This window comes from Yersinia sp. IP36721 (genome assembly GCF_003634395.1).
In the GTDB taxonomy this organism is placed as follows: domain Bacteria; phylum Pseudomonadota; class Gammaproteobacteria; order Enterobacterales; family Enterobacteriaceae; genus Yersinia; species Yersinia entomophaga.
In genome coordinates, this window is the sequence record NZ_QCZL01000015.1 from 79,057 (window position 1) to 92,336 (window position 13,280).

Below are 13,280 nucleotides of genomic sequence, written 5' to 3' on the forward strand. Positions count from 1 at the left end.
CCACGTGTTACTTAATGGTTATCGCCAGCATGTGTATCAACAGCATCATTCGAGCGTTACGCGGAAAATAGTCACCGGACCGGCATCGGAAATGCCGGTTTTTTTATGCCATTTTTCCGCGATTTTCCTGTTTTTTAGTCATGCATGCATCTGGTGCGTGATTTTGCATGCGCTGCTGCGACTTTTCCTCGTGCTCTCGCACCAGTGCTGGCGCGGCCTGTAGGTGGTCGTGCAACTGCATTAAAAGCGACCCCTGAAGCGGGCAGGCGTGGCGGGGATAGCATTGCGCGCTGGCGGTGTTATTGGTGTATTCGCAGATCGTCTGAGGGCGTTGTGGTGCTGATATGCGCGTGCGGATGAATGTTGATGTGTCTTTGTGCCTCGGTGGCCTGCTGTCACCTGCGGGGCGCGTATCGCAGGTATAAAAATGCCGCCAAGCGGCGGCGATGGTTTAGCTTGATGGGTTACTTGTTTTTCGGCAGTTCGTAAGGCTTAAAGCGTACTACCTCCTGACCTATCCCGTCGTTAACCTCTTTGATCCGTTCCTGTAGTGGCGTCAGTTCGTTACGCACAAACACCTGCGCGGCTTTGACTACGTCACCGAATCCGCCGGTATTGTTGGGGAGCACGCCCATCATCTGCGGCGGCACGCGGTGCGCACTGAGCAGGTCGTCGCGGGTGGCGTTCTTGATGTTAAAGAAATCGTCTTTCGTCGCCACCTCACTGAGCGGCACAATCTTGATCCCGTCTGGCTTACCATTAGGAGCGTAGAAAAACAGGTTCTTAAAATTCCCCAATCCTTTCGAGCTGCGCATCGCTTCCCGCAGTGCCTCAACATCGGTATTACTTTGCGCTGCGTCAGTGACATACATGATGTAACCAGCGTGTGCGCCATTCTGGTAATACTTGCGGCGGAACAGCGTCGCCGATTCATTGAGCCACGCCGAGTTAAGCGAGCTTATATATTCTGGCAGGCCGTACAGTTCCTGATTGATATCCGGTTCAATCAAATGGAACACTGAACGCGGTGCAAAGCGGTGCGGTTCTTTGAAGGATTGCACGAACCAATAAACCTCCTCCTCAACGCCTCGGCGGGTATATTTCGCTGGTGAGCATTCAAGTCGCAAAATATCCCCTAACTGATTAAACCGTTTTTCTAAGAACGCATTACCAAAGACTAGATAGTCCAATACATAGCGGCTAAACACCTGCTGACTCAATAGCGGATGTGGGATAAAGGTACTGGCAAGAATATTGCGCTTTACGTAAATCGGTGAGCTGTGGTGAACGGCGGCGCGCAGGCTTTTTGCCAGACCGGCAAAGCTGATCGGCGGCTCTATCCATCTGCCGTTACCAATACATTCGGTATAGTCGAGAATGTCGCGGCGATCCAATACCGCTGAGGGCTCGCCGAAGGTAAATGCCTGCATCGCCTGGTTAGGCTTTTGCGTCATGGTTACCGCTTTGGCGCGCTGGCCTTTGCGTTTGCTCATCAGTTAAATTCCAGAATGGATGGGGTAACGTTGCCGTTTCCAGCGGTGAGAGGTTCGTTAATCATGGCGTGCATCGCTGCCCAAGCGATATCGGCGTGGCTGACTTCCTCGCTACGACTGGCCTCATAGGTGGTGCTGCGGCCACTGGCGGTCATGGTTTTGCGGATTGCCATAAACGACAGCGTAATGTCGGTATAGCTGATGTCATATTCCAAGCGACCGGTGGTGATCAGGTCTTTCGCTTTCAGTACCATGTTGGTTTTTACCTCGGCGCTATAGCGAATTTCTCGCGCTGCCGGGAAGAAATTACGCACCAACTGATAAACCCCTTGCCCGATGCCGGTGGCGTCGATCCCGATGTATTCCACGATATATTTTTCAGTCAGTTTTTTGATGGATTCGGCCTGATCGGCGAAGTCCATGCCTTTCCATTGGTGACGCTCCAGAATGCGGAACTTGCCGCCCGGTACCAATGGCGGAGCCATAACTACACAGCCAGCACTGTCGCCGGTGTGCGATGGGTCGTAACCGATCCACACCGGGCGATAGCTGAATGGTCGGTCGGAGAACGGCGCGAAGTCTTCCCATTCCACCAAAGAATCGACCATGCAGGCTTGCAGCTCCTCAAACGGAAATACCGAGGCTTTATCATCCACAAACTCACACAAGAACAGATTGCGGAAGTCGGCGGCGCTGTTTTCACGTTTCAGTTCATCAATATTGAAACGGTCACAGCCCCCGGCGAACGCGTCCTCAATGGTGACAATTTGTCGCCACTGACCATCGCCACACACTGCACCAGCGGCTAGTGCGCGATGGCTGACATCCAGTTCAATACATTCGCTTTTATCCTGACGGCCTTTGTTGAATAGCTCCCCTGACCAGAACGGATACGCGCCGTGGGCGAGACTGGACGGTGTCGAGAAATAAGTGGTGCGTAGGTGTTTTTGTGAGGCCATGCCCGAAGCCACTTTGCGCAGTTTTTGGAAGTTGGGAATCCAGAAGTATTCGTCCACATATAGATCGCCGTTGTGGCTCTGCGCAGTGTTGGAATTGGTGCCGAGGAAAATCAATTTTGCGCCGTTGTTGCCGAGCACAATAGGGTCGCCAGTCAGCTCGACATCAACCTCACGAGCAAAGTTGATGATGTATTCACGGAATACATAGGCTTGGGTTTTACTGGCGGAAAGAAAAATTTGATTACAGCCACTTTCCAGCGCTTTGAGTAACGCCTCGCGGGAAAAGAAATAAGTTGCCCCAATCTGGCGCGATTTAAGAATATCGCGGATACGGTGTTTTAAGCCCATGTCATACCAATGCTTTTGATAGGCATAGGATTGTTTGAAGAAAATCGCTTTGAGTTCGGCGATGGCTTCCTCGCTGAAAGTGTTCTTTCTCGGTGCTTTACGCTCGCCCTTGTTGCGGTTGCGCACATTGGGATTGAGATCGGCCTCGTTGCCGGTTTGGCTGTAGCGGTTAACCCGCGCAAGGCGTTCAATCTGGCGACCTAACAGGTCGATTTCTTTGTAATCACTACCCTCTTTTTTAGCCTTGGAAATCAACTGAATCAGCCGGGATTCAATACTATTTTCTACCCGTGAGATCGGATGAATATCATCCCATTTATCGCGGCGTTTCCAACTGTCCACGGTGGGTCTTTTGATACTGAGAGTTTCCGCGATTTGGCGTGATGAAAAGCCTTGCCAATAAAGCAATGCGGCCTGTCGTCGCGGGTCATGCATTAGAGAAATATCGGTTGAAATAGTCATGGTTGCCTCTCGCAGTCTTGATGAGGGCAAGGCTACGCAAGCCAAGCATAACGCGCCTTAGGCGGCTGTTGTGTCGGCGGTTGTCAGACGGTGATTGATGGCGGTGTGAGGTCAGGGTGAGGAAACTAGCCCCGAACTTAAACACCACTCAGGACACCTGAAAAATGGCAAAGAAAGTATCGAAATGGTTTCGCATTGGCGTTGAGGGCGATACCTGCGACGGTCGGGAAATTGACGGCAAAGACATTCAGCAAATGGCTGATAGTTTTGATCCGCGCGTTTATGGCGCTCGCATTAACCTCGAGCACATCAAGGGCTTATATCCTGATGGCGATTTTAAACGTCTGGGTGATGTGGTGGAGCTAAAAGCCGAGCAGATTGAGGATGATTCTATTCTTAACGGCAAGCTGGCGTTGTTTGCCAAACTGACCCCGACTACGCCACTCACCGATATGGTGGCCGCCAGTCAGAAGATTTACACCTCCATGGAAATTCGCCGCAACTTTGCCAATACCGGCAAATCCTACCTCGTTGGTCTGGCGGTGACCGATGATCCGGCCAGCCTCGGCACTGAAATGCTGGAGTTTAGCGCTAAGGCCAAAGTGAACCCATTCGCCGGTAAGAAAGATCACCCTGACGACGTGTTTTCTGTCGCCACGCTGGCCGCGCTGGAGTTCGAAGACGTCCCCGACACTTTACTTAACAGCCTGACCGATAAGGTCAAAAACATCTTTAGCCGCAAACAGGCCAGCGATGATGCGCGTTTTAACGATGTGCATGAGGCGGTAACCGCCGTGTCTGAACTGCTACAGAGCAACGGTGAAAGTACCGAACAGCGTTTTTCCACCCTCGAGAAAAAAATCCAGTACCTGACCACGCAGGCGCTCTCTGACAAACAAGAGTTTTCAACCCTGAAAGAACAGCTAGGCACGACTGAAAGTTTTAGCCAACAGCGCCGCCCGGCGGCCAATGGTGGCAATGGTGAAGAGACATACCAAACCAATTGTTAATCGCGTGCCTGTTAACCGGTGCGCCGTGGCGCACCAACCAAATCCTATTTGATTGAGAGAGACTATGCGCCCGAATACCCGCTTTAAATTTAACGCCTTCCTGACTCAAGTCGCGATGCTGAACAGCATTGACGTCGGTGATATTGATAAAAAATTCACCGTTGAACCGTCCGTGACGCAAACCCTGATCACTACGGTACAGGAGACCTCTGATTTTCTGACTCGTATCAATATGGTGCCAGTGGATGAGCAGACCGGCGAAAAGATTGGCCTCGGTGTCACTGGTTCGATCGCCAGCACTGCCGACACAGATAATGGCGGCGAGCGTGAAACCGCTGATTTTGCCGCGCTGGAATCGCGTAAATACACCTGCGAACAGGTCAATTTCGATTTCCATATTCGCTACAACACTCTTGACCTGTGGGCGCGTTATCAGGATTTCCAAATCCGTTTACGTGATGCCATCGCTAAGCGGCAGGCGTTGGATTACATCATGACCGGGTTTAATGGTATTGCGCGAGCGCCTAAGTCCGATCGCAGTAAAAACCCGATGTTGCAGGACGTGGCGGTCGGCTGGTTGCAAAAGTTGCGTAATGAAGCACCTAAACGCGTGATGGATAGTTACACCCACGAAGATGGCACGGTCTCGGACGTCATTCGCATCGGTAAAAACGGCGATTATGTCAATCTTGATGCGGTGGTGATGGATGCTACCAACAGCATGATTGAACCGTGGCATCAGGAAGATCCCGACCTTGTGGTTATCTGCGGTCGTCAGTTGCTGGCAGATAAGTATTTCCCGCTAGTGAATCAGGAGCAGGCTAACACCGAAGCTATGGCGGCAGATGTGATTATCAGCCAAAAGCGTATCGGTAACTTACCAGCGGTTCGCGTGCCGTACTTCCCTGCGGATGCCATCATGATCACCCGTCTGGATAACCTGTCTATCTACATCATGGACAGTGCCCACCGTCGTCATATCGAAGAGAACGCCAAGCGCGACCGTGTCGAAAACTATGAGTCGCTAAAAATTGACTTTGTGGTCGAGGATTACGGCTGCGCCTGCCTGATTGAAAATATCGAAGTGGGTACCTTCAAAAAGCCAGAAGAACCTGCGCAAGCCTCGGCACCGGTATCTGACCCAAACGTAGACGAGAAAACGGAGGCATAAGTCATGGCTAGCCCTGCACAGCGTCACATGATGCGGGTGTCAGCGGAGGAGGAAGCGCAGCGCGGGAACACCGCGTTGCGCCATGCCACCGGCTACGAGCTGATGCTGATGAGATTATCCGGCGATATGCGCACCTTAAAGGGCGTGCGTTCCGTTGAGCGCAAGGCGGTGATTAAACGTGGGATGTTACCGGAGTACGCGCCATGGGTGGCCGGTGTATTGGCCGAAGGTCGTGGCGCACAGGATGCGGTATTGATGACGGTGATGGTGTGGAAGCTCGACGCCGGTGACATAGCCGGTGCGCTGGATATTGCTCGTTATGCCTTAAAACATCGTCTTGCCATGCCGACGAAACACAACCGACCTACGGCCTATTTTCTAGCTGAAGATGTGGCTATCGCTGCCGACCGCTTACGTACCGCCGGTGAACCGGTTGAAGTATCGCTTCTACTGGAAACCATGGCACTGACCGACGCCGCAGATATGCCAGACAAAGTCCGCGCCAAACTCCACAAAATCACCGGTCTGGTGCTGCGTGATATCGGCCAGTTAGTGCAGGCATTGGCGCATCTCAAACGAGCGATGCAACTCGATCGGCTGGCTGGGGTGAAGAAAGACATTGAGCGGTTAGAGGGTGCTCTCAAAGCTGCCACTGCGCCGCCAGTGCTGCCAAAACCCGTAGCTAAACCCAAGACAACTAAGCGTGTGCGAACACCGGCTAAACCGGCTACTCGCTTGCGGAAAAAGGCTGCGCCAACCGCCAGCCGTTAACAGAACGCGCCCCGCGCCGGGCGGCACGCAGATAAAACAGGCTTTGCCTTGTTGGCTCTCTGCGTTCACCGCCCACCCATTACAAGGATTTGTCATGACGACAATCATTATCCCTGCGCCAGAAAGCAGTACCAATAAACCGGGGATCGTTATTCCAGTGTCAGAACAGCGCGAACCTGTCATAAAAAATACTTATTTTTGGCCGGATATCGACCCGGTGCGCATTCGTGAGCTGATGCGGCTTGAGTATGTGGTGACGCCTGAACGCCTGCGGGAAGCGATTCGCATGGGGATCGCTGAAACCAACGCCGAGTTATATCTGTTCCGCGAGCGCAATATTGCGGCTGGTTTTTCCTGCTTGGCTGAGGTTCCTGCCGAGAGAATCGACGGCGAAAGCGAGAAGTGTTTTCACTACTTGCGCGCCGTGTCGGCTTTTGCCAGTGCTAGCGTTTACGAGCGCTATCGCGGCTACGATGCCAGCGCCAAAGGTGACAAAAAAGCCGATGCAACTGAGAGCACCGCCGATACCTTGTGGCGTGATGCTCGTTGGGCGGTCAGTCGGTTGCAAGGTCGTCCACGCGCCATCATCGGGCAAATCTGATGATAGTTATCGCCTCGCAAGGGGACACGCTCGACGCACTCTGTTTTCGGCATTATGGCCGTACTGAGAGCGTGGTTGAGGTGGTACTCGTAGCCAATCCAGGGTTAGCCGATTTCGGTGCCGTTTTACCCTACGGTACCGCTATCGAACTTCCTGCTATTAACACCGCGCCCCAACGGGAGACTGTCAATTTATGGGACTGAGTATGGAGCGAATCAGCTCGGCCATCGCCTACCTTGTCGCGGCGGTGCTGGCATGTATTGGCGCGCTAACGCCGCAGGATATTGCCTTGCTTATTGGTGCCGCCGTGGCGGTCGGCACCTTCTTTGTCAATTGGTACTACCGCCGCAAAAGTTACCGTCTTCTAGAGCGCGTAGCCCTCGATAGGAAGGTGTTTGATGAACTCAATCGTTAAGCGTTGCAGTGTCGCCGTAGTGTTAGCGCTGGCGGCATTACTGCCTAATTATCAGCAAATAAAAACCTCTGCGAACGGGCTGGCGTTGATTGCCAATCTGGAAGGGTGTCGCCTGGAACCTTACCAGTGCAGCGCGGGAGTATGGACGTCAGGCATCGGTCACACCGCAGGCGTCAAACCGGCTAATGCCATATCAGAACGGCAGGCTGCCGCCAATCTAGTGGCCGACGTCATTTTGGTAGAGCGGCGCGTCGATCAGTGTATGCCGGTTGCTATGCCGCCGCCGGTGTATGACGCAGTGGTCAGTTTTGCGTTTAACGTCGGTACTGGAGCGGCTTGCCGTTCAACGCTGGCAACCTTTATCAAGCGGCAACAGTGGCGTGAAGCCTGTCAGCAATTACCTCGTTGGTCATACGTTAACGGCGTATGGAATCGCGGTGTGAATAATCGCCGCGCCGCCGAGCTGGCTCACTGCATTAAGGGGATTCAATGAAAACGCTGTTTGTTTTGCTGTTACTGGCCGCGATCGGGCTGTGGTGGATGAGTCGCGAGAATAGCGAGCTATCGCATGGACTTAGCACGGCTAACCAGACCATCGCCACGCAGAAAAAAGATCTCAGTACCGTAAGAAACCAGCTCAACGCGTTAGCTGAAAGCGCCAAGCGTAACGAGCTGGCACAGGTTGCATTGCGTCAGCAGCTTGTCGCTGCCCAGCAACTCGACCAACACCGTAATCAACGAATTACAAGGTTACTCAATGAAAATGAAACTTTGCGCCGTTGGTATCAGTCTCTTTTGCCTGACGATATTGCCCGGTTGCACACGCGCCCTGGATTCGACAATCCAGCCGATTATTTACGTTGGTTGTCCGAAGGTGACAAGTTGTCCGATACCGTCCAGCCAACCCAAAACTAACGGCGATCTGAGTGAAGATAATCGCCAATTGGAGCGCGCACTGGTGAGTTGTGCGCTACAAGTTGAAACCCTCAAACAGTGTCAGGAGTCACCGGATGTTAAAGCCGAAAAGCCTGCGTAGTGCGTTAGAAAAGGCCGCGCCAGTGCTGCGTAATAACCCGGATATGCTACGTATATTTATTGATAACGGTACGATAGCGACCACGTTGGCCGCGTCTTTGTCGTTCGAACATCAGTACACGCTGAACCTGATTGTGACCGATTGGCATAGCGATCTGGATTTACTTATTGTGCCGATAAATGCGTGGCTGAGAGAAAACCAGCCGGACATAATGACCACCGATGAAGGCAAACAGAACGGCTTCACCCATTTTGCTGACCTGAATAATAACGGCAGTATTGATATCAGTTTTAGTCTCAGACTCACTGAACGGGTGATCGTCAAACAGGTTGGTAAAGCATTGCATGTAAATCATCTGGAAGAACCGCCAATTCCACAGTGGGTGGAGCGTCCGACGGAACTTTATATCAACGGTGAATTAGTGAGTCATTGGGATGAGTGAGCTTAAACTTTGTGAGGACAGGCTCGCTGGGCTTATCGCTAATTTGACCCCTCCGCAGCGGCGAAAAATAGCCTTTGAGGTAGCAAAGCGTTTGCGAACCAGTCAGCAGCAACGCATCAAACGCCAGCAGACCCCCGATGGGATGCCGTACTCTGCTAGAAAGCGCCAAACTGCCCGAAGTAAAAATGGCCGTGTGCGCCGAGCCATGTTTATTAAGTTGGGGACGAATAAATTTATGGATGCCGCTGGCACGCCAAACACCGCGTTAATTGCGTTTACTACCGGTGTGCGGCGTATGGTGCGTGTTCATCAATATGGCTTAATGGATAGACCTCATCCAAAAGGTAAGCTGGTGAAATACGACGAGCGTCCATTATTAGGGCTAAGCCCGGCAGATAAGCATATCGTTGAGGAGGTTATGACCGCGTTCCTCACCATTTAATTGATCTCTGTAATGGCGATATTAATCTAATAAAATGAATTTTTATAAATAATATCAACGTGTTAGATGATTGCGTAGTTGTCAGTTTTGTGGTTTTTTTTATAATTTTTCTTCTTTTATCTTTAATATATACTTATTGAGTTGATAGAAGTTAAATAATCCGATTAGGAAATAGAGGGAGACTAATAAATAAAAAACTCCACCCCAATAAAAAATCCGATATTCCAAGTCATTTTTTTCTATTTGCTTAGACAACCATAAATTCTCTTCTTTCTCCGAATCCAATAGATAGGAGCAACTTTTAGCTCTGATGGTGTTATATCCACCAGCTTGATACCTTTTACAGCCGCTCTTGGTCATAAAAAAATTTTCATTTTTGTCTGTTATGTGTTCTAAAGATACAAATTCATTATTACTAACGGGATTAATACGGTAATACCCAATCTTATAAGAAGATGTTGTATAAATAGAGTAAAAAGAAAAAGTAGAAAATATAATTATAGCGCATATGAAAAATGCAAAAAATGAACGCGAACGCTTTCTATCCCCTATGTATCCGAAAATGGATGTAAAAAACAATCCAGTCCTTTGTATCTTACCGAGATTCATTTCATTTCTAATCAAATTTGCATCATTAATATTTCTAACGTTAGCACCATCCAATACTTTAAAGAGTTGTAGGTCATATGCAATGCTCTCGGATTTTTTTAATTTACTATTGTAGTAAGATAAATTGAAAACTCGAGTGAAAAGCCTGAAGAAGAAAGAAATCCCTCCGAATCTAATTGTTAAAAACAGTGCGGTTAAAATAATCAATATTAGCTTATATAATTCAACGGATAATTCGAGCATATGTTACATCCCTATTACATTGGTTTTTTATAAGAGTAATTCAGTATGTTGTTTCATCCAACATAAAACGGTCACTAATTGCTGCCTGTTTCTATTGGCGGCATCCTTCCCTCATGAGCACACAATCCCAACTTTCTGAAATTCAGCGCTTACTGCGCAACCTTATCCGCACCGGTGTCGTTTCCGAAGTCGATACCGATGGAGCCTTATGTCGCGTTGAAACCGGTGAGATTAAAACCGGTTGGCTTAACTGGCTGACACGTCGCGCTGGCCGTTCGCGTGACTGGTGGGCTCCATCGGTGGGTGAGCAGGTGTTATTACTGGCGGTTGGCGGTGAGTTAGATACCGCTTTTGTGCTGCCTGGAATTCATTGTGATGATTTCCCGCCGCCATCCAGCTCACCTGATGCCTATCACGTCACTTTTCCTGATGGGGCGGTTATTGAGTATGAGCCGGATACCAGCGCGCTAATTGTTAGCGGAATTAAAACCGCCGAGGTGAGTGCGTCGGTTTCTGTGGTTGTCACCTCGCCGTCAGTCACCGTTACTGCCAGCAAAAAAATCACCCTTGATACGCCCGAGGTGGTTTGCACCAACAAGCTGACCACGGCAACGCTGGAGGTACAAAAAGGTGGCGTAATGAAGGGCAACATTGAGCACAGCGGCGGGACGTTTAAATCTAATAACGTGCAGTTGGATAGCCACGATCACGGCGGCGTTCAGCGCGGTGGCAGTCGAACGGAGGGGACAAAATGACATCTCGATATTCAGGCATGAATCGCAATTCGGGGACGCAGCTCGACGACGTCGGCCATATCAGGCAAAGCGTGCGCGACATTCTAATCACTCCTGTCGGCACTAGAGTCATGCGCCGCGAATATGGTTCGCTCCTGTCCGCGTTGATTGATCAACCGCAAAACGCCGCTCTCAATCTGCAAATTATGGCTGCTTGTTATATGGCGATTTTGAAGTGGGAGCCGCGTGTCAGGCTAACGGCCATTACCTTCGATAACCGATTCAACGGTGAAATGGTTGTCGATATCACCGGCCAGCTGAGCGACACCGGCGGTACTTTTTCCCTTAACGTTCCAGTGAGCTAATCCCATGGCAACCATTGACCTGAGCCAGTTACCCGCCCCCGATGTGGTTGAGTTGCTGGATTACGAAAGTATTTTGTCCGAGCGCAAGGCGACGCTGTTGTCGCTGTGTGATGAAAGTCAGCGCGCAGCGGTGGCGCGTACCTTACAGCTCGAATCTGAGCCGCTGACAAAGTTGCTGGAAGAAAGCGCTTACCGTGAGGTGATGTGGCGTCAGCGGGTGAATGAAGCTGCGCGAGCCAACATGCTGGCTTATTCCACTGGTGCTGACCTCGATCAGCTCGGCGCAAATTACACGGTTTCCCGTTTGGTTATTGTCCCTGCCGATAGTAGTGCGTTACCGCCGGTAGCCGCCGTGATGGAATCTGATAGTGATTTCCGCGTTCGAATTCAACAAGCCTTCGAGGGATTAAGCGTGGCCGGTTCTGCCGGGGCTTATCAATTTCATGGTCGCAGTGCTGACGGTCGGGTCGCTGATGTGTCGGTGATTAGCCCGTCACCGGCCTGTGTGACGGTGTCGGTGTTGTCCCGCGAAAATGACGGAACCGCCAATGAAGAACTGATCCAGATTGTGGCCGCTGCGCTCAATGCTGAGGCGGTGCGTCCGGTAGCCGATCGGGTAACGGTGCAATCTGCCGAGATTATCCCTTACCGAATCGATGCCTCATTATTTCTCTACCCCAGCCCCGAAGCGGAACCGATTAGGCAAGCCGCCGAGGCCAAGCTCAAAGCCTACATTAGCGCCCAACACCGGCTCGGGCGGGATATTCGCCTGTCCGCTATCTATGCCGCGTTACATGTGGAAGGGGTACAGCGTGTCGAGCTAGCGCAGCCGCTGGCCGATATCGTGCTAAGTGAATCACAAGCCTCCAGTTGCACCGCTTATACGCTGAAAGTGGGTGGCTCCGATGAGTGATAACCGTCTATTGCCGGTCGGTTCTTCTCTCCTAGAAATCGCTGCCGCCAAAGCCTGCGCCGCGATTGAACGCACGCCAATACCCTTGCGCCAGCTCTGGAATCCGCAAACCTGCCCATTGAATCTGTTGCCTTATTTGGCGTGGGCGTTTTCTGTCGACCGTTGGGATGAGAGCTGGCCGGAAGCGGCAAAGCGTAACGTCGTGGCGAATGCGCATTTTGTTCACCGCCACAAAGGCACTGTTAGCGCCATTCGTCGCGTGGTCGAGCCGCTGGGCTATCTGATTAAGGTGCTGGAGTGGTGGAAAACCGGTGACATCCCCGGCACTTTTCGCCTGGATGTCGGCGTGCTGGAAACCGGTATTACCGAAGAAATGTACCGCGAACTCGAGCGCCTGATTGACGACGCCAAACCGGCCAGCCGTCACCTGATTGGCCTGTCGATAAATCTGGACAGCAGCGGCAAGTTTTACGTTGGCGCGGGTTGTTACAGCGGCGATGAGCTGACCGTTTACCCCTATTTACCCGAAGTTATCACCGTCACCGGCAGCGAATACACCGGCGGCACCATTCATATGATTGATGAGATGAGCGTGAACCATGACCGCTAGATTCTATGCACTTCTGACCCACGTCGGGGCGGCCAAACTGGCGAACGCCACCGCGCTCGGCACCCGATTAAATATTACCCAAATGGCCGTGGGCGACGGCGGCGGCACCTTGCCCGCCCCCAATCCGGCACAAACCCAGCTTATCCGCGAGCAACGCCGGGCGGCGCTGAATGCCCTGAGTATTGACCCGGTCAATACCAGCCAGATTATTGCCGAGCAGGTTATCCCAGAGAATGAGGGCGGTTGGTGGATCCGTGAAATCGGCCTGTACGACAGCGCCGGAGATTTGGTCGCCATTGCCAACTGCGCCGAAACCTACAAACCGCAACTACAGGAAGGCAGTGGCCGCACTCAAACCATTCGAATGATTTTGATTGTCAGCAGCACCGAAGCGGTGACATTGAAAATCGATCCGTCGGTGGTATTGGCGACGCGGAAATATGTCGATGACAAGGTGATTGAGGTTAAGCAGTACGCGGATAACGTGCTGGCTGACCATGCCAAATCACGCAATCATCCCGATGCGACGTTAAGCGAAAAAGGCTTTGTCAAACTGAGCAATGCCATCGACAGAGACAATGAAACCGAGGCGGCGACGCCCAGAGCAGTTAAGGCCGCCGCCAATGCAGCGGTAACGGCATTATCCGATCACGTTC

20 protein-coding genes are annotated in these 13,280 nt (G+C 51.6%); 16 read left to right on the plus strand and 4 right to left on the minus strand.

Annotated features, from left to right (window positions below; all coding sequences use genetic code 11):
• Positions 1 to 103: 103 nt before the first annotated feature.
• The 3 genes from DBA33_RS20645 to DBA33_RS13445 form a co-directional block, all read right to left on the minus strand.
• Complete coding sequence (locus tag DBA33_RS20645; RefSeq protein ID WP_162975205.1) at positions 104 to 241, minus strand: hypothetical protein; 138 nt, start codon at positions 239 to 241, stop codon at positions 104 to 106.
• A 223-nt stretch (positions 242 to 464) separates the two neighbouring features.
• A complete protein-coding gene (locus DBA33_RS13440) occupies positions 465 to 1,493 on the minus strand; it encodes a phage portal protein (RefSeq protein WP_120806630.1) in 1,029 nt (342 codons plus the stop codon).
• On the minus strand, positions 1,493 to 3,262 hold the full coding sequence (locus DBA33_RS13445; RefSeq protein WP_120806631.1) for a terminase ATPase subunit family protein: 1,770 nt from the start codon (positions 3,260 to 3,262) through the stop codon (positions 1,493 to 1,495). Before DBA33_RS13445 ends, DBA33_RS13440 begins: the two co-directional genes overlap by 1 nt.
• 164 nt (positions 3,263 to 3,426) lie before the next feature.
• Here DBA33_RS13445 and DBA33_RS13450 point away from each other — a divergent pair, with 164 nt between their 5' ends.
• From DBA33_RS13450 to DBA33_RS13495, 11 genes are all read left to right on the plus strand, one after another.
• Positions 3,427 to 4,272: a GPO family capsid scaffolding protein gene (locus tag DBA33_RS13450; protein WP_049689794.1), complete on the plus strand. Its 846-nt coding sequence runs from the start codon at positions 3,427 to 3,429 to the stop codon at positions 4,270 to 4,272.
• Positions 4,273 to 4,336: 64 nt separating this feature from the next.
• The gene (locus tag DBA33_RS13455; RefSeq protein WP_042526606.1) at positions 4,337 to 5,443 is read left to right on the plus strand and encodes a phage major capsid protein, P2 family; all 1,107 of its coding nucleotides are present in this window, start codon (positions 4,337 to 4,339) and stop codon (positions 5,441 to 5,443) included.
• Between the two features lie 3 nt (positions 5,444 to 5,446).
• Positions 5,447 to 6,214 (plus strand): terminase endonuclease subunit, encoded by a 768-nt coding sequence (locus DBA33_RS13460; RefSeq protein WP_042526604.1) that lies wholly within the window; start codon positions 5,447 to 5,449, stop codon positions 6,212 to 6,214.
• Between the two features lie 94 nt (positions 6,215 to 6,308).
• On the plus strand, positions 6,309 to 6,815 hold the full coding sequence (locus DBA33_RS13465; protein WP_120806632.1) for a head completion/stabilization protein: 507 nt from the start codon (positions 6,309 to 6,311) through the stop codon (positions 6,813 to 6,815).
• A complete protein-coding gene (locus DBA33_RS13470; protein ID WP_120806633.1) occupies positions 6,815 to 7,018 on the plus strand; it encodes a tail protein X in 204 nt (67 codons plus the stop codon). Before DBA33_RS13465 ends, DBA33_RS13470 begins: the two co-directional genes overlap by 1 nt.
• A 2-nt stretch (positions 7,019 to 7,020) precedes the next feature.
• Positions 7,021 to 7,230, plus strand: a complete 210-nt coding sequence (locus DBA33_RS13475) for an HP1 family phage holin (protein ID WP_042526598.1) — start codon at positions 7,021 to 7,023, stop codon at positions 7,228 to 7,230.
• Positions 7,214 to 7,723 (plus strand): lysozyme, encoded by a 510-nt coding sequence (locus tag DBA33_RS13480; RefSeq protein WP_042526596.1) that lies wholly within the window; start codon positions 7,214 to 7,216, stop codon positions 7,721 to 7,723. Before DBA33_RS13475 ends, DBA33_RS13480 begins: the two co-directional genes overlap by 17 nt.
• Positions 7,720 to 8,145, plus strand: a complete 426-nt coding sequence (gene lysB, locus DBA33_RS13485) for an Rz-like lysis system protein LysB (protein WP_120806634.1) — start codon at positions 7,720 to 7,722, stop codon at positions 8,143 to 8,145. The genes DBA33_RS13480 and lysB overlap by 4 nt, the downstream gene beginning before the upstream one ends.
• Positions 8,039 to 8,266, plus strand: a complete 228-nt coding sequence (gene lysC / locus DBA33_RS20975; protein ID WP_230675763.1) for an Rz1-like lysis system protein LysC — start codon at positions 8,039 to 8,041, stop codon at positions 8,264 to 8,266. The genes lysB and lysC overlap by 107 nt, the downstream gene beginning before the upstream one ends.
• Positions 8,241 to 8,708, plus strand: a complete 468-nt coding sequence (locus DBA33_RS13490; protein WP_042526592.1) for a phage tail protein — start codon at positions 8,241 to 8,243, stop codon at positions 8,706 to 8,708. The genes lysC and DBA33_RS13490 overlap by 26 nt, the downstream gene beginning before the upstream one ends.
• The gene (locus tag DBA33_RS13495) at positions 8,701 to 9,150 is read left to right on the plus strand and encodes a phage virion morphogenesis protein (protein ID WP_120806635.1); all 450 of its coding nucleotides are present in this window, start codon (positions 8,701 to 8,703) and stop codon (positions 9,148 to 9,150) included. Before DBA33_RS13490 ends, DBA33_RS13495 begins: the two co-directional genes overlap by 8 nt.
• Positions 9,151 to 9,249: 99 nt before the next feature.
• Here the strand turns inward: DBA33_RS13495 and DBA33_RS13500 are convergent, their stop codons facing one another.
• On the minus strand, positions 9,250 to 10,002 hold the full coding sequence (locus DBA33_RS13500) for a hypothetical protein (protein ID WP_120806636.1): 753 nt from the start codon (positions 10,000 to 10,002) through the stop codon (positions 9,250 to 9,252).
• A gap of 113 nt (positions 10,003 to 10,115) precedes the next feature.
• Here DBA33_RS13500 and DBA33_RS13505 point away from each other — a divergent pair, with 113 nt between their 5' ends.
• From DBA33_RS13505 to DBA33_RS13525, 5 genes are all read left to right on the plus strand, one after another.
• Positions 10,116 to 10,757 carry a phage baseplate assembly protein V gene (locus tag DBA33_RS13505; RefSeq protein ID WP_042526586.1) on the plus strand — a complete coding sequence of 214 codons (642 nt, stop codon included), beginning with the start codon at positions 10,116 to 10,118 and terminating at the stop codon, positions 10,755 to 10,757.
• A complete protein-coding gene (locus DBA33_RS13510; RefSeq protein WP_042526585.1) occupies positions 10,754 to 11,101 on the plus strand; it encodes a GPW/gp25 family protein in 348 nt (115 codons plus the stop codon). Before DBA33_RS13505 ends, DBA33_RS13510 begins: the two co-directional genes overlap by 4 nt.
• A gap of 4 nt (positions 11,102 to 11,105) precedes the next feature.
• Entirely contained in the window at positions 11,106 to 12,014 is a 909-nt protein-coding gene (locus tag DBA33_RS13515) for a baseplate assembly protein (protein WP_120806637.1), read from the plus strand.
• Positions 12,007 to 12,624 carry a phage tail protein I gene (locus DBA33_RS13520; RefSeq protein WP_120806638.1) on the plus strand — a complete coding sequence of 206 codons (618 nt, stop codon included), beginning with the start codon at positions 12,007 to 12,009 and terminating at the stop codon, positions 12,622 to 12,624. Before DBA33_RS13515 ends, DBA33_RS13520 begins: the two co-directional genes overlap by 8 nt.
• Positions 12,614 to 13,280: phage tail protein (locus DBA33_RS13525; RefSeq protein WP_205582778.1), on the plus strand; the 667-nt coding region annotated here is incomplete at its 3' end. The genes DBA33_RS13520 and DBA33_RS13525, both read left to right, overlap by 11 nt.